This is a genomic window from Mesorhizobium sp. M1004, from assembly GCF_040318795.1.
Lineage (GTDB): Bacteria > Pseudomonadota > Alphaproteobacteria > Rhizobiales > Rhizobiaceae > Mesorhizobium.
On the sequence record NZ_JAMYNB010000023.1, the window covers coordinates 1 to 15826 of the forward strand.

Annotated in this window: 15 protein-coding genes and 1 riboswitch; of the genes, 1 reads left to right on the plus strand and 14 read right to left on the minus strand. The window is 66.0% G+C overall.

Going from position 1 to position 15826, the window contains the following annotated elements; translation table 11 throughout:
* The 5 genes from NKH54_RS29965 to NKH54_RS29985 all read right to left on the minus strand — a co-directional run.
* Positions 1–500: nucleotide-binding protein (locus tag NKH54_RS29965; protein ID WP_502907579.1), on the minus strand; the 500-nt coding region annotated here is incomplete at its 3' end.
* On the minus strand, positions 497–1303 hold the full coding sequence (gene cobA / locus NKH54_RS29970; RefSeq protein ID WP_023746870.1) for a uroporphyrinogen-III C-methyltransferase: 807 nt from the start codon (positions 1301–1303) through the stop codon (positions 497–499). The genes NKH54_RS29965 and cobA, both read right to left, overlap by 4 nt.
* Positions 1300–2064: a precorrin-4 C(11)-methyltransferase gene (gene cobM / locus NKH54_RS29975; protein WP_353029544.1), complete on the minus strand. Its 765-nt coding sequence runs from the start codon at positions 2062–2064 to the stop codon at positions 1300–1302. Before cobM ends, cobA begins: the two co-directional genes overlap by 4 nt.
* Entirely contained in the window at positions 2061–2447 is a 387-nt protein-coding gene (locus NKH54_RS29980) for a cobalamin biosynthesis protein (RefSeq protein ID WP_023690940.1), read from the minus strand. Before NKH54_RS29980 ends, cobM begins: the two co-directional genes overlap by 4 nt.
* Complete coding sequence (locus NKH54_RS29985) at positions 2444–3670, minus strand: bifunctional cobalt-precorrin-7 (C(5))-methyltransferase/cobalt-precorrin-6B (C(15))-methyltransferase (protein ID WP_023733815.1); 1227 nt, start codon at positions 3668–3670, stop codon at positions 2444–2446. Before NKH54_RS29985 ends, NKH54_RS29980 begins: the two co-directional genes overlap by 4 nt.
* 154 nt (positions 3671–3824) lie before the next feature.
* On the opposite strand from NKH54_RS29985, the gene NKH54_RS29990 reads away from it, so the two are divergent.
* Positions 3825–4583: a cobalt-precorrin-6A reductase gene (locus tag NKH54_RS29990; RefSeq protein WP_032905140.1), complete on the plus strand. Its 759-nt coding sequence runs from the start codon at positions 3825–3827 to the stop codon at positions 4581–4583.
* Here the strand turns inward: NKH54_RS29990 and NKH54_RS29995 are convergent.
* The 9 genes from NKH54_RS29995 to NKH54_RS30035 all read right to left on the minus strand — a co-directional run bounded on the left by NKH54_RS29995 (position 4547) and on the right by NKH54_RS30035 (position 15603).
* On the minus strand, positions 4547–5311 hold the full coding sequence (locus NKH54_RS29995) for a precorrin-3B C(17)-methyltransferase (protein ID WP_023727701.1): 765 nt from the start codon (positions 5309–5311) through the stop codon (positions 4547–4549). The genes NKH54_RS29990 and NKH54_RS29995 overlap by 37 nt on opposite strands.
* Entirely contained in the window at positions 5308–6081 is a 774-nt protein-coding gene (locus NKH54_RS30000; protein ID WP_031251632.1) for a precorrin-2 C(20)-methyltransferase, read from the minus strand. The genes NKH54_RS29995 and NKH54_RS30000 overlap by 4 nt, the downstream gene beginning before the upstream one ends.
* Positions 6078–6710 (minus strand): precorrin-8X methylmutase, encoded by a 633-nt coding sequence (locus tag NKH54_RS30005; RefSeq protein ID WP_353029545.1) that lies wholly within the window; start codon positions 6708–6710, stop codon positions 6078–6080. Before NKH54_RS30005 ends, NKH54_RS30000 begins: the two co-directional genes overlap by 4 nt.
* Positions 6711–6712: 2 nt before the next feature.
* Complete coding sequence (gene cobG / locus NKH54_RS30010) at positions 6713–8176, minus strand: precorrin-3B synthase (RefSeq protein WP_353029546.1); 1464 nt, start codon at positions 8174–8176, stop codon at positions 6713–6715.
* Positions 8173–11853, minus strand: a complete 3681-nt coding sequence (cobN, locus tag NKH54_RS30015; RefSeq protein WP_353029547.1) for a cobaltochelatase subunit CobN — start codon at positions 11851–11853, stop codon at positions 8173–8175. Before cobN ends, cobG begins: the two co-directional genes overlap by 4 nt.
* 18 nt (positions 11854–11871) lie before the next feature.
* A complete protein-coding gene (gene cobW, locus NKH54_RS30020; protein WP_023685190.1) occupies positions 11872–12924 on the minus strand; it encodes a cobalamin biosynthesis protein CobW in 1053 nt (350 codons plus the stop codon).
* A 2-nt stretch (positions 12925–12926) separates the two neighbouring features.
* Positions 12927–13352, minus strand: a complete 426-nt coding sequence (locus tag NKH54_RS30025; RefSeq protein ID WP_023685191.1) for a DUF1636 family protein — start codon at positions 13350–13352, stop codon at positions 12927–12929.
* A gap of 38 nt (positions 13353–13390) precedes the next feature.
* A riboswitch (cobalamin riboswitch) is annotated at positions 13391–13598 on the minus strand.
* 59 nt (positions 13599–13657) lie between these two features.
* The gene (locus NKH54_RS30030) at positions 13658–14350 is read right to left on the minus strand and encodes a DUF6348 family protein (RefSeq protein ID WP_023690307.1); all 693 of its coding nucleotides are present in this window, start codon (positions 14348–14350) and stop codon (positions 13658–13660) included.
* Positions 14351–14379: 29 nt separating this feature from the next.
* A complete protein-coding gene (locus tag NKH54_RS30035; protein ID WP_352629119.1) occupies positions 14380–15603 on the minus strand; it encodes a winged helix-turn-helix domain-containing protein in 1224 nt (407 codons plus the stop codon).
* Positions 15604–15826 lie beyond the last annotated feature (223 nt).

The window sequence follows — 15826 nt, forward strand, 5'->3', positions numbered from 1 at the left end:
TTGTTGTTTATTTCCGCGGGGGGGGGGGGCGCGGGGCGTTCGGGCGTGCCCACTTCGCCGCCCCGCCCACCCGGGGGGGGTTGGTTCCAAAACGGTTGGGCGCGGGGGCCCGCGGGCGTCGACTGTCCCGAGACGTCGAGCACCAAAAGCACCGGCAGGTGGTAGAGCCGCGCCAGATCGGCGGCCGAGCCGGTGCGGCCTTGTCCGGCCGGGATGCCGTCGAATAGGCCCATCGCGCTTTCGAGGAAGATAAAATCGGCATCCTCGGTGGCATTGCCGGCCAACGCGTTGAGCAGGTCAGGCGACATCGCCCAGCTGTCCAGGTTGACGCCGGACAGGCCAGTTGCGGCGGTATGAAAACCCGGATCGATATAGTCGGGGCCGGACTTGGCGCCGCGCACCTTGATGCCGCGCCGGGCGAGCGCGCGCAAAATGCCGATGGTGACGCTGGTCTTGCCGGAGCCGGAACGCGGCGCGCCGATGATGATGGCGCGGGTCATGCGTTACCCGCCAGTGCTGCGCGCATGGCGACGATGCCGCCGACGACAATGAGGGCCGGCGAGGCCAATTCCGCCGCGGCGGCCGCTTCGGAAATGGTGGCGAGTGTCGCGACGACGGTCCGCTCCTGCGGTGTCGTCGCCGAAACGATGACAGCCGCCGGCGTCGACGGCGCCAGCCCGCCTTCGAGCAGCGACGCGGCGATAACAGGCAGATTGGCCATGCCCATATAGATGACCACCGGCTGGCCGGTGCGGGCGATCGCGCCCCAGTCGAGATCGTCATCTGTGCCGGCGGCATGACCTGTCGCCAGGATGATCGCCTTGTTGATGCCGCGCATGGTTGCGGGAATGCCGGTGGCGGCCAGCGCGCTCAGCCCCGATGTCAGGCCGGGCAGGACGCGGAACGGGATTTTTTCGCGCGCCAGCGCCAGCGCCTCTTCGCCGCCACGGCCGAAAATATAGGGATCGCCACCCTTCAGCCTGATGACGCGGCGGCCATCGCGCGCCAGCCGCACCAGCAAAGCGGTGATGTCGTCCTGCTTCATCGACGGCTTGCCGCCGCGCTTTCCCGCAAAGAACAGCTGGGCATTGTCCGCAACGGCGACAACGTCAGAGGAGACCAGCGCGTCATAGACCACAGCGTCGGCCTCGGCCAATGCCGCCAGCACTTCCAGCGTCAGGCAGCCGGGATCGCCGGGGCCGGCGCCGGCCAGCCAGACATGGCCCGGCTCAAGCCGGCGCGGCTTGAAGTTCAGCCGGGCAAGGGCCTGTTCGAGCGTGGTGTTTTCGCTTTTACCGCTCACAATCCGTCCCGTCCCCGGAAACGCCGCTGATAGTGGGCGTCGTACAATGAACTCTCGCCAAAACCTTCCGCTGCCAGCGAGCGGCCGACGAAGATGATCGCCGTGCGCTCCATCGGGTCGGCGGCGAGCAGTGCCTCGATGGTCGCTAGCGTGCCGGTCAGCACGCGCTCGTCCGGCCATGAAGCGCGAAAGACGATCGCCACCGGGCAATCGCCGCCATAATGCGGCGACAATTCGGCGACGATGCGATCGATGGCGTGGATGGCGAGATGAATGGCCAGTGTGGCGCCGGTGCGGCCGAAGCCGGCCAGCGTTTCGCCCGGCGGCATTTTCGAGGCGCGGCCGGAGACGCGGGTCAGCACCAGGCTTTGCGCCACCTCGGGAATGGTCAGTTCGCGGCGAAGGGCTGCGGCTGCGGCGGCGAAAGAGGGAACGCCCGGCGTCAGCGTGTAAGGAATGCCGTGTTTTTCCAGCCGGCGGATCTGCTCGGCCACGGCGCTCCACACCGAGAGGTCGCCGGAATGCAGGCGGGCGACATCGTGGCCGGCCTGGTGGGCTGTCACATATTCGACCTCGATTTCGTCGAGTGACATCGGCGCCGTATCGATCAGTTTGGTCCCCGGTGCGCAGTGTTGCAGCAATTCCGGCGCGACGATCGAGCCGGCATGCAGACAGACCGGGCAGCTTGCCAGCAGCTTGGCGCCGCGCAGTGTGATGAGGTCGGGGGCGCCGGGACCGGCGCCGATGAAATGCACGGTCATGGCGCGTCTCCGCTGATGGCGATGGCGCAGGTGACCGGGCCGAGCACGGTGCGTGGACCAAGCAGCTTTGCACCGGGGCCGGCAACGGCAAGGGCGGAGGCTTCTGAGACGGAGGGTGTGCCGGCGAGATCCTGCGAGAGATCGGATTTGCTGAGTGCCTCCGACGAGACGGCCTGAAGTGCTGCGTCATCAACGATGATGACGGGAAGGTTGAGCGTGCGGCCAGCGGCAGAGATCGCTTCTTCGTCTTTCTTGAGCGCGGCGGTCGCCAAGGCCGACAGCGCCGTTATCGCCAGCCCGTGCGCTTCGAGGGCGGTTTCGATCGCCGCGAGCACGTCTTCGACGCTCACGCCCTTCCGGCTGCCGATGCCCGCCACCATCATGGCTTCACCCAGCTCCACTGGGTGACCGGCATGGCCGGGCGCCAGGCCTGCATCGAACCGACAGGAGAAGCGCGGGAAATGGTGATGCGGGTAAGGTCGCCGCCGCGCTTGATGTGCTCCGCGAGAAGCAGCGCCTCCATCTCCAGCGTCACCGCATTGGCAACGAGACGGCCACGGGATGGCAGCGCCTTGATGGCGGCGTTCAGTACGCCGGCGTCGCTGCCACCTCCGCCGATGAAGATCGCATCCGGCGTGTCCAGCCCGGCCAGTGCCTTGGGCGCCGACCCTTCCACCACGACAAGACCGGGCACGCCGCAATGCGCGGCGTTGCGGACGATGCGGGCGGCGCGGTCGCTGTTGGCCTCGATGGCGATGGCGCGCATCGAGGGGTGAGCGAGCATCCATTCGATGCCGATGGCGCCGGAACCGGCGCCGATGTCCCACAGCAATTCGCCACGCCTCGGCGCCAGCGCCGCAAGCGTCATGGCGCGGATGTCGTGCTTGGTGATCTGGCCGTCATGCTCGAACAGATGGTCGGCGCGGCCAACGCTCAGCGGCAGGATGCGGGCCTCTTGTGTCGATTCAAGCTCAAGCGCCAGCACGTTGAGCGGATTGATGTCTCTGACGTCGAAAGCGTCGGCACGTGCCGAGCGAAGCTTCTCGTTCGGTCCGCCCAGCGCTTCCAAAACCGTCAGCCGCGAAGCGCCGAAGTCGAGCTCTACGAGCAGGCGCGCTATTGTCGCTGGTGCGTCGCCGTCCGATGTCAGCGCCAGGATGCGCGCCCTGGGATGCAGCAGCGGCCGGATCAGGTCGAGCGGCCTTCCATGCAGCGAGATCGTCTCGATGTCCTGCAACGCCCAGCCGAGCCGGGCGGCAGCCAGCGAAATCGCCGATGGCGCGGGGATGACATGCATCTCTTCAGGCTTGACCTTGCGGGCAAGGGTGGCGCCGACCCCGTGGAAGAATGGATCACCGGAGGCGAGCACGCAGACGCGCCGGCCGGCCAGCGCCAGCACGTCTGCCATGCCGGCATCGAATGGCACCGGCCATGGGCGCTGCTCACCCTTGATGAGCGAAGCCACCAGCGCCAAATGCCGCTTGCCGCCGAAGACGGTCTCGGCGTCAGCGATCTGCCGCTTGGCCTCGTCGCCGAGACTCGCTAAACCGTCCTCGCCGATGCCGACGATTGCAAGCCATTTTGGCGTGGGCTGTTTTTTTGACATGTCGCGCCGCCCCTCATCCGCCTGCCGGCACCTTCTCCCCGTGTAGTGACGGGGAGAAGGGAGACGCTCCGGCGCTGACGCCTCCCTCTCCCCGTTCTTCAGGGGGAGAGGGTAGGGGTGAGGGGCAGCGCAGACGCTGTTCAACATGGTGCTCATGAAGAAGATTCTGATCCTTGGCGGCACGACAGAAGCGCGCCAATTGGCCGGAAAACTGGTGGAAGATTTCCTCGTCACCCTGTCGCTGGCCGGCCGTACCGAAAGCCCGGTCGCGCAAGGCGTGCCGGTGCGCAGCGGCGGCTTTGGCGGCGCCGACGGGCTGGCGGCCTATCTGAAGGAGACGCGAACCGATCTGCTGATCGACGCGACGCATCCCTATGCCGCGCGAATTTCCGCCAATGCGGCGCAAGCCGCGCGCACTTCGGTTGTGCCGATCCTTGCTTTGCGCCGCCCTGGCTGGGAGCCAATAGATGGCGACCGCTGGACGCAGGTCGATACGACAGGCGATGCGGTGCACGCGCTTGGATCGCCGCCGCGCCGTGCCTTCCTGGCGCTCGGCCGGCAGGAGGTCGCGGCTTTCGAGGCGGCGCCGCAGCATCATTACCTTGTCCGCAGCGTCGATCCGGTCGAGCCGAAACTGGCGGTGCCGGATGCGACCTACCTGCTGGCGCGTGGGCCGTTTCGCGAGGCGGATGAACGCGCGCTGCTCGAGGAGCACCGCATCGATGTCGTCGTATCCAAGAACAGCGGCGGCGAGGCCACCTACGGCAAGATCGCGGCGGCGCGGGCGCTCGGTATCGAGGTGGTGATGGTGCGCAGGCCCATCCTGCCGGAGGTGCCGTCGGCCGAAACTGTCGAAGCATTGGCCGCGATGATCGATCATGGTCTCGACCCCGTCGCGGAACGCGGTGTGTAGACCAGCGCCGGTTTGTCACCGCGCTTGATGATCCGTGTCTCCGGCGAGCCGATGATGATGCAGGTCGCCATGTCGGCCCTTTCCGCCTCGACATCGGCCAACAGAAAAACCTCGATGCGCTCGTCCGGGCGGCCGGCGGCGCGGCCGAAGATGACCGGCGTGGTGCCGGGCAGGATGGCGCGCAGGCATTCGAAGGCACGGCCGAGCTGCCAGGGGCGCGCCTTGCTGATCGGATTGTAGAGCGCGATGACGAAGCCGGCGCCGGCGGCAGCGAGCAGGCGCAGTTCGATCAGCTCCCACGGCTTCAGATTGTCGGATAGCGAGATGGCGCAGAAATCATGGCCGAGCGGGGCGCCGATGCGGGCGGCGACAGCCAGCATCGCAGTGATGCCCGGCACGACGGCGACATCGACCGCGCGCCACTCGGCCGGACCGGCCTCGATCGCCTCACAGACCGCGGCGGCCATGGCAAAGACGCCGGGATCGCCGCCGGAAACGACGGCGACGTCATGGCCCTCGGCGGCCTTGACCAGCGCGTCCTTGGAGCGGGCGAGTTCCTCGCGATTGTCCGAGGCGACGCGGGTTTGGTCGGTGCGAAGATCAAGCCGGTCGAGATAAGGTTTGTAGCCATAGAAGAATTTTGCCTGCGCCACGGCCCGGCTCGCCTCCGGCGTCACCTGATCGGCATTGCCGGGCCCAAGGCCGATGACGGTGAGGCGGCCGCTCATGGCTTGGCTCCCATAACGCCAGGCCGGCCGGACCAGCCGGCGACCAGCACGATGGCGAAATAGGGGGCCTTGTCGTCCGGCTTGTCGGCAAGCTTCATCGAGATGCTACCGGCCATGGTGCCGCGCTCGACATAGACGGCGCGGGCGATCTTGCCGGTGGCCTCCAGCGCCCGCCTGATCTTGGGCAGGTTGCGGCCGACCTTCATGATGACGGCGGCGTCGGTGTCGGCGAGACGGCGCGTCAGCTCGAACTCGCTCATCGTGCCGGGCAAAACCGTCAGCACATCGTCGCCCTGGACGATCGGCACGCCGGTCTGCGACCAGCAGCCCGACATGGCGGTGACGCCGGGGATGACTTCGGTCGGGAAGCGGTGTGCCAGCCGGACATGCAGGTGCATGTAGGAGCCGTAGAACAGCGGGTCGCCTTCGGAGAGCACGGCGACCATCCGGCCGGCTTCGAGGTGGTCGGCGACCTTCTCGGCCGACTCCTCGTAGAAATCGGTGATCTGCGAACGGTAGTCGTCGTGATCCTTGTCGATCTCGGTGGTGACGGGGTAGAGCAGCGGCAGTTCCAGCATATCCGGCCGGAAGCGCGCCTCGACGATGGCGCGCGCATTGCTGTTGTTGCCGCGCTTGGCGAAGTAGGCGACGACATCGGCCTCGGCCAGAACGCGCGCGGCCTTCAGCGTCAGCAGCTCGGGGTCGCCAGGCCCCGTGCCGACGCCGACGAGGCGGCCTTTTGCCAGATCTTCTTTGACAGCTGCGTTCACAGGCCGGGCCTCGCCAGCGAATTGAGCGCGGCTGCGGTCATGGCGCTGCCGCCAAGCCTGCCGCGCACGATGGCGTAGGGCACTCCATAGGAGTTTTCGGCCAGCGCATCCTTGGATTCGGCGGCACCGACGAAGCCGACCGGCATGCCGATGATGGCTGCCGGCTTCGGCGCGCCGTCGCGCAATTTTTCCAGGAGATAGAACAGTGCCGTCGGCGCATTGCCAATGGCGACCACCGAACCGGCCATACGCTCGCCCCACAGATCGATTGCCGCGGCCGAGCGGGTGTTGCCGATCTGCCTGGCGATGTCGTGCGTGCGCGGGTCGCGCAAGGTGCAGATCACCTCGTTGCCGGCCGGCAACCGGGCGCGGGTGACGCCATGCGAGACCATTTCGGCGTCGCAGAAGATCGGTGCGCCGGCCGTCAAGGCGCTGCGGGCGGCGGCGACGAAATCGCTGGAGAAAACAAAATGACTTGATGCTTCGACCTGGCCGCAGGCATGGATCATGCGGATGGCAACGTCGGCCTCGGCCTCGGAAAAGCGGGACAAATCGGCCTCGGCGCGGATGATGGCAAAAGAGCGCTCATAGATGGCGTTGCCGTCATGGATGTAATCGTAGGCGGCCATGCTTATTCCTGTCGGTAGCTTTCGGCGATTGCCGCCGGCCCGAGCCTTGTCAGGCAAGCGGCGGCGGTTTCGCCCTGAAATCGTGCGCTGCGGACCATCGCCGCGACGCTGCTGACGCCGCGTGCGGCGTCATAGCCCGGCCTGTAGCCCGCAGGAAGGGCCTTTGCCGTCGCGTTCACGACAAGTCCGGCTCCGTTTTCGCCGCCGACGATTGTTAGCGCGGCAGAGCCGGGGTGAGCGCAGCCCTTGGCGCAGCCGGAAATGTGCAGTGTGAAGTCGAGGATATCAGCGTTTTCGGCGGCGATTGTCTCGGCAATATCGCGCGTGGCGATTTGTCCGGATGCGCAGGCAGGAGTGCCGGGGCAGGCGGCGATGCGGGTGCGCGGGTCGGCGGCGGTGGTAACGAAGCCAAGGGCGGCGGCGGTGGCTCGCAGGGGGTGGTTTGCGGACGACGGTTGGCCGAGGAACAGCAAGGCGCGGCCTGGGGCGAGGCGGATTTCGGCGACGCCGAGGGACAGGGCGCTTTGGGCGAGGGCGATGAGTTTTTCGGCCGGCATGCTGCCATAGGGGAGGGCTATGCCGAGAGCGGTGGTGTCGTTGGATAAGGGGAAAAGACCGATAGGCCGGCGATCCTGCACACCCCCCTCTGTCCTGCCGGACATCTCCCCCTCAAGGGGGGAGATTGCGTCTTCGTGGGCGATTTCGCCAATTTTCAGCGTGGAAAGTGGAGAGCCGCCGGCGACCCTGCTGATCTCCCCCCTTGAGGGGGAGATGTCCGGCAGGACAGAGGGGGGCGCGAAGGAATGCCAGCTTGCAAGAGAGGCCAATTGCCTCTCCGACAAATCCCGAGAATGTGCGTCACGCCCCTTCTCGGCAACCATCCTCAGCACAGCAACCGCAATATCGCGCGCTGCATCCTCATCGGCCGTCGCAAGCGGCCTCGCGCTTTGACCGTCGCCGGCAACAGACAAAGCCCACATAACGTTGCCGCCCACCCGCACCGCCTTCAGCCTGACATCAGCCGTCACCCCATCCATCGTCAGCTGCCCGCCACCATCGACAACCACCGACACCTTCGGTCCGAGCCTTGGCGTCAGCCCAGCTTCCTCGACCGCAGCCCTGATCCGCTCAGCCAAAGCTCGCGGATCGGCAATCTCCCGCGGATCGATGCCGGCCAGCGGCCCGGTCTCGACCGGCACGCCGGTACGCACGGCGATGCCCAGCGCATCCACCTCCGCCGCCAGCAGCCCAGCACTTTCCGCTGTCAGGCCGCGTATCTGCAGGCTGCCTCGTGCGGTCACTTCCATGATGCCGTTGCCGTGCCGCAGGGCGGATTCGGCGAGTCGGATCAAAAGCTTGGGCGAAAGACCTCCAGCTACAGGATTAAGCCGCACCAGCAGGCCATCGCCGGTCTGCATCGGCGCCGAGAGAGCCGGACAGGCGCCGCGGCGCGAGAAGGCGTTCATGCCGCGACTCCGAGCGCCTCGGCCTCGGCGATCAACGCCGCGAGATCGTCGTCGATCGCGTTGCGCAAGGGATGCCACAGCCCGCGCCGGCGCGCCGACAGGAAGCGTTCGGCGATGACTTTGGCTGCGGCCGGGTTTTCGCGCAGGATGAAAGCGCGAACATTGGCGTCGCCGACATAGGCGTCATGCACAGCCTCGATCACCGCGCCTGAAATGGCGTGGGTGGTTTCGGCGAAACCGATGAGACGGTCGACGGTCTCGGCGAATTCCGAGGCGCCGCGTGGGCCGTGCCGCATCTGGCCGGCGATGAAACGCGCATTGACGGCTCGCGCCCGCACAACCCGCGACACAGCCTCGCCGACCGAGCGCGGCTGCGGCTTTTGCGGGTCGGTGGTGTCGAGCACGATGACGTCGGCATTTCGGCCCAATGCCGCAAGGGCGGCCGAAAAGCCGCCGATGAAGGCGACGTCGGCGGAGCCCTCGAGAATGTCGCGGCCGGGATCGTCGCCGGTGTGGACCAGCAGATCGGCCTCGGCGATGCGGGTCTCGAAAGCGCCGGGGGAGGCGATGCCTTCGCCCTCGGCGCCGCCATAGGCATGCGATGTCGCATCGAGATAGGCGCGGCCGATTTCTTCGCGCGCGGCCCAGTCGCCACTCGACAACAGGTCCTCGACGCCGGCGCCATAGGTGCCGGGCGAGGTGCCGAAGATGCGCGGGCCGATCTTGCCATCGGCACGGGTTCTGGCGGCGAGCGGGTTTTCCGAATCGTCCTCGTCGCGCGCGGCAACGGCGTTGGCAGCGGCGTCGATCAGCGCGATCTGGGTCGGGAACATGTCGCGGAACAGGCCCGAAATGCGCCAGGTGACATCGACGCGCGGGCGACCGAGCGTGGCCGGCGGCAGCACTTCGATGCCGGTGATGCGGCCGGTGGCACTGTCCCATTGCGGCCGGCAGCCCATCAGCGCCAGGCCTTGCGCGATCTCCTCGCCGCCAGTGCGCAGCGAGGCCGAGCCCCAGAGGTCGATGACCAGCGAGCGCGGCCAGTCGCCATGCGATTGCATGTAGCCGCGCACGACTTCTTCCGCTGCCGATCGGCCCAGATCATAGGCGGTCGGCGTCGGCATGGTGCGCGGATCGGAGGTGAAGAGATTGCGGCCGGTGGGCAGCACGTCGGAGCGGCCACGCGCAGGCGCCCCGGCCGGGCCGGCCTTGACGTGGCGGCCGTCGAGCGCCGCCAGCAGCGCGGCTTTCTCGGCCTCCGCGCTTTGCACGCGCATGGCGTCGGGCTCGTCGTCGGGAGCGCGGCCATAGATGTGCAGGCCGTCCTTGATGGCGAAATCCTTGAGGTCGCAGAGCCAGGCGTCGATGCGGCGCAGCGCCTCGTCGGGCGCATCGGTTCCGGCGACGCCGGCTTCGGAGGCGAAGCCGGTCTTTTGCGCCGTGTCGACGATCAGCTTGGCCAGACGATCGCGGCGGCGGCGGTCGAGGCCGTCGGCCTGGGCGTATTCGTCGACGAGGCGTTCGAGCTTGTGCTGCCCTTCGTCGAGGCCGGCACCGGTCAACGGCGGCGGCAGATGGCCAAGCGTGACGGCGGCGATACGCCGCTTCGCCTGCGCCGCTTCGCCGGGATTGGAGACGATGAAGGGGTAAATGACGGGCAACGAGCCGGTGACGATCTCGGGGAAGCAGTTTTGTGAGAGCGCTACCGTCTTGCCGGGCAGCCATTCCAGCGTGCCATGAGCGCCGACATGGATGAGAGCATGGATGCGGAGCGATTTGCGCAGCCACAGGCCGAAGGCGATGAGGTTGTGGCGGGGAGGGAGCGTCGGGTCGTGGTAATCGGCGCGGCGGTCGGCCGAGCGGCCACGGTCGGGGGCGAGAGCGACAGTGATGTTGCCGAAGGTGGCGGCGCGGAAGGGGAAGCCGCTCTTACCCTCCCCCTTGTGGGGAGGGTGGCCCGCAGCGCCGGGTGGGGGTGGTGCACCGCTACCCCCACCCCGTTTCGCGCTATCCGCTTCGCGAATGTCGCGAACCGACCCTCCCCACAAGGGGGAGGGTGAAGGAGCGCCCCATGCCGCCTCGACTGCAGCCAGTGCCTCAGCCGGCAAATCCTTTGAGAAGTCCAGATACTCATCCAGCCCCAGCCCACCATCGCTCCGCCCCAACGCATCCAGCAGCGCACGCGGCGTTTCTGGAATCCCGTCAACGCGATAGCCCTGCTCCTTCAGGTCATGCAGCATGGCCAGCACGCTGGACGGCACATCCAGGCCCACTGCATAGCCAGTGCGGCCGGGCGCGCTCGGATAGTCCGGAATGAGGATCGCCAACTTACGCGTCGCGCGGGGCGTCTGCTGCAACCGTGTGAACGCCGCTAGCCTGTCCGCCACTTGCGCCACGCGATCCGGTTCCGGGCGGTTGGCGAAAGCGCGGTGGCCGAGCGCCGGGTCGGTCTCGCTCTCGCCCTTGAAGGAAATCGCGCCGGCAAGGATACGGCCGTCGAGTTCGGGCAGCACGACATGCATGGCGAGGTCGGCGGGCGCCAGGCCGCGCTGGTTGTTGTCCCAGACGTCGCGGCGGGTGGTGGCGACGATGACCTGGAAGACCGGCACGCCGGCGCGGTCGAACAGGGTTTGGACGCCGGGTTCGGCGCCGGAGGCGAAGGCGGTTGCGGTGATGATGGCGGCGGGGTTGAGCGAGGCCAGTGCGGTTTCGACGAAGGCCAGGGAGGTCGGGTCTTTGAGGCTGGAGACGAAGATCGGGACCGGTCTCATGCCGCGCTGGCGGAGTGCATCAAAGAGGGCATCGATTGGCGCGACATCGGCGGCCAGCAGCATCGAGCGGTAGAAGAGGATGGGGATGATGGGAGAGTTGATGTTGTCTGCGCCGAGTTCCCGCCCACCCCCCTCTGTCCTGCCGGACATCTCCCCCGCAAGGGGGGAGATTGTGCTCTCATCGACGCTTTCGCCAATCGGGGATGTTGCAGAGGAATCTATTATCGGCTGGGCAGAAAAAGTGCCGAGGTCCGCGCCGGCTGATCTCCCCCCTTGCGGGGGAGATGTCCGGCAGGACAGAGGGGGGTGTGAAGGAACGCCGACATCGGCAAAATCCAACTTGCCTACGACGCCGCGGCCAGGCTCGTAGTAACCAGCTTTCGGCACGCTGACCGGCTCAGCCGCCGCCGCATCCTGCCCAGCCAACCCCGCCAGCCGCTGCATCAGCGCTGCCATATTCTCCGGCCCGCCCTCGCGGAAATAGCCCAGCAGGCCGTCCAGCTCCGCGCGGGGCAGCGTCGAGGCTTCGATCAGCCTGAGATCCTCGTCGTGGCTCTCGCCCGGCAGCAGCGCCAGCTTGATGCCGTTCGCACGGGCAGTCGCGGCAAGCTGGTCGCAGCCATAGCGCCACCAGTCGTAGCCGCCGAGGATGCGCACCAAAATCACCTTGGCGTGGCGGGCGACGCTGTCGATCCAGAGGTCCACGGACATGGGATGGCGCAGGTCGCGCAGCGCCGCCAGCCGCATCGACGGCAGGCGGGCGGCATCGGCCTTCCACGCCGCCGCGAGGCCGGCGAGGTCGCTGTCGGTGAAGGACAGCGCCACGATATCCGCCGGCGTCTGCCCGAGATCGACGGGCTCGGCGAGATCGTCGAGCGAGGCGGATGTGGTGGTGAGTATATGCATTTCGGCTCGTGGTTTGGATCAGCCGGCGAGTATACGCTCGATCGCCGGGCGGTTCAGTCCTTTCAGGCCAATGACGACAAGACGCGAGCGGCGGTCGTCCTCAGCCGCCCAGGCGCGGTCATAGTAATGATTGACGCGCGGGCCGACGGCCTGCAGCAAAAGCCGCATCGGCTTGCCGCCGACATCGACGAAGCCTTTTACACGCAACACGTTTTCCTGTTCGGCGGCGGTGGCGACGCGCTTGGCCAGGTCGTCGGGATTGGCGATCGAGGGGATGTCGACGATGAAGGTGTCGAAATCGTCATGCTCATGATCGAAAGCGCCGTCGTGATGCGACTTGCGGTTCTCGATGTCGTCTTCGACGGTGAGACCGAGGCCAAGCAGCACCGACGGGTCGACCTTGCCATGCGCAGTCGGCACGATTTTTACCGCGCGGGCGGAATGTTCATTGATGATGGCGTTGGCGCGGGCCGAACCGGGGGCGTCCATCAGATCGCTCTTCGACAGGATGATCAAATCGGCGCAGGCGATCTGGTCCTCGAACACTTCTTCGACAGGATCGTCATGGTCGAGCGTCTCGTCCTGAGCGCGCTGTGCCTGCAAAGCGTCCATGTCGTTGGCGACGCGGCCTTCGGCCAGCGCCGGGCCGTCTACCACGGCGATGACACCGTCGACGGTTACCCGGCTCTTCACGCTCGGCCACTGGAACGCCTGGACCAGCGGCTTGGGCAGAGCCAGGCCCGAGGTCTCGATCAGGATGTGGTCAACCTTCGGTGTCAGCGCGAGGATCTTGTCGAGGGCGGGCACGAAATCGTCGGCGACTGTACAGCAGATGCAGCCATTGGCCAGTTCGACGATGTTTTCCTCGGGGCAGGTGTCGATGCCGCAGCCTTTCAGGATTTCCCCGTCGATGCCGATGTCGCCGAACTCGTTGACGATGATGGCGATGCGCTTGCCGCCGGCATTTTCCAGGAGATGGCGGACCAGCGTCGTCTTGCCGGCGCCGAGGAAGCCTGTAACGACAGTGCAGGGAACACGGGAGAGGTTGGCGGCCGGGTTTGAAGCGTTCATCGTCAGTCCTTCAGCATGTCGAGGGGTGGGATGCGGGCAACGAGGCCGCGCTTGAGGCTATCGGGCCGGCCGCGCCACGGGATGAGGCCGTCGGCCGAAGTCGCGAAGAGCTTTGCGCCGGTAACGAGGTCGGCGCCGCTGGTTGCGGTCAGATCGCCGAAGACATAGCTCCAGCAGCCATCGCGCAGGATCGCGGCGCTGAGGCGGCGCTTGCAATTGCCGAGACATTCGGCGGTGCGGACCCGGATATCGCCGGCAGCGGCGCGGCCTGTGTCCTCAGCCAGCAATTCGCCGGCGCGCGGATGGGCGTCGGAACCGGTCTCATCGCGGCAGGAGGCGCAGACGATGACGGTCACGCCGGTCAGGGCGTCGTTGTCGCCGGACGCAATGTCCGTTGTGCCAGCCGAAAAACTGCTGTTCTGGTCCAAAAACCGTGCTCCTTGCCCGGAAACCCGCCAGGCGATCGGATACTTTGTCTCAGACGGCAGGTCTCCTGGCTCGCGAGTCATTGCCTTGGTTAGCCGCCTTCCCGGTGTTACCCAGTGGCTTTCGGCCTTGGCTCTTCGCTTACAGTTGCGGGGACAGCCGCGGATTTGGGATTTTTTCGTCCCGCACCGCATTCCCTCTTGGCCCTTGCCGTTGCGGGGCAGGGGACCGTCTGGAGCGGATTTTAGGCTTTTGCAGGCAGCGGTGTCAACGCACGGCTACGACATGGCGATGTCGGCAGGGGCTGTCATGTCCCGGCTTCCGGCAGTGCCAGGATGACCTGTCGGATAGCTTGATAGCCATCGCTATAGTCCCAGTCATGACCGACAGCCAGATTCTGTCCCTCATGCCAAACCGCGTTGTCCAGAAGGACTTCGGCACTAATCAGCGTGCCCTTCAAGCCTGCCAGAAAGGTCCGGACAAAATGGCTTCCGGGGGGTACCGAAGCTGTGAACAGCTTTTCCAGCTTGGCATAGAATGCTGGATAGCCTGGTGTCAGCGAGCATAGCTCGGTTGTGGCCTGGGAAATGACCGGGCCGCTATAGATTTTCCAGCGGGCATCTTTTCGCCAGATCTTCCAACTGGCGCTGCTTCGCTGCCAAAGCTCTATTTCGGCCTGCATGTTCTCGCAGACGTGATCGGCCAGTCCCTCAATGGCCACATGGAAAACACCACGGAGAAACTTTTCAAACGCCTGGTTCAGTTCCTGTTCGCGCGTGTCGCCGAAGCCAGCAAAGGATTCAATGACCGGCTGAACATCAAGCAGCGGAGAAAAAATGTAGATTTCCAGGACCAGCCGGTCAGAACTCGTCTCGAACACCTCAGCCTCAAACCGAAGCTGCTTCGATTGGAGCATGACGTCCCTATCTCTGCGGACTGCATCTATTCCATGCGCAATGAGGGCGCCATGGATCATGTCGAGCACTTTGTCCGATGCCATTGCACAACCTACGAGGCTTATTGAGGCGTCTATGACAGACGCTGCAAGGGTTGGCCATCTCTCTCGCTAGCCAATGCCGGCCCCAGATTGCCGGCCGGCGTCACTTCGATGCGCTCAAGGCCAAGCCAGCCCTGCATCTCCTTTAGTTCCTCGAAAAGCTGTGCGGTGGTCTCAGGCGGTGCGCCTGCTTCGGCATAGGCGGCGTGGACGCGTAAGACACTCGCAGGCCGGTCGGCCTTGAGGTCGACGCGGGCGACGATCTTGTCGCCGAGCAAGAAAGGCAGCACGTAATAGCCATATTGCCGCTTGTCGGCCGGGGTGTAGATCTCGATGCGGTAGCGGAAATCGAAGAGACGCTCGGTGCGCGCGCGCTCGAAGACCACCGGATCGAAGGGGGCCAGCAAGGCGCGGGCCTCGATCTTTCGCGGCAGGCGGGCGTCCCTATAGAGGTAAGCCGGCTTGTCCCAACCTTCGACGTTTACCGGCAGCAACTCGCCCATCTCGACCAGTTCCTCCAACCGGCCCTTCATGTCGGCCGGCGACAAGCGGAAATAATCGCGCAGGTCACCCGACGTCGCGATGCCGTGGGCGCGGGCAGAAATGCGCAGCAATTCGCGGTGCGCGTCCTCGGCGGTCGGCACCGGCAGATCGAGGATCGCCTGCGGCAGCACGCGCTCGGGCAGGTCATAGAAGCGTTCGAAGCCACGGCGGTGCGCCGTGGTGATGCGTCCGGCCCAGAAGAGCCATTCGAAGGCGTGCTTGGCGTGGCTCCAGCCCCACCAGCCGCCCGAACCTTTCTGGCCTTCCAGTGCCGAAGCGGCAATCGGGCCGCGCTCGGCGACCGCGCGGTAGATCTCTTCGATATAGGCGGCGTGCTCGCGGCCCCATTTGGCGAGGCCGAGATACATTTCGTCGCCTTGCTCGGCCCGCTGCATGCGCCAGCGCATCAGCGGGTAGGTCTCGACCGGCAGGAACGAGGCCTCATGCGCCCAGTATTCGAACACCGTGCGTTTGCGGGTGATGGCCGCATTGTCGAGCAAAGCCAGCGGGTAGGGGCCAAGCCGCGAATAGAGCGGCATATAGTGGGCGCGCACCACCGCGCTGACGGAATCGATCTGCAGCAAGCCGGTGCGCGACAGCACGCGGGCGAGGTGGCGGCGATCGGGCGTGCCGACCGGGCGGGGATCGAGAAATCCTTGCGCGGCGAGCGCGATGCGCCTGGCCGCGGGGAGTGAGATTTTGTCCTTCGTCAAAGTGTCTTGCCTCGAACCATTTTCCCGACTTTAGCCGGCGATTCCGGTCATGCTAGCAGGCAAATGGCGGGAGATGTGTCAGGAGACAAAAGTGGAGTGAAAGATGAAGGAAATCAAACAGGAGGAGATCGGACCAGTTTTTCCCGGCCTGCCGTCCAGCACTGTCTTTTGAACAAGGTTTGACTTGCTTCGCTGAAAGCCGTGCGCTAACCCTCGCCGCGTT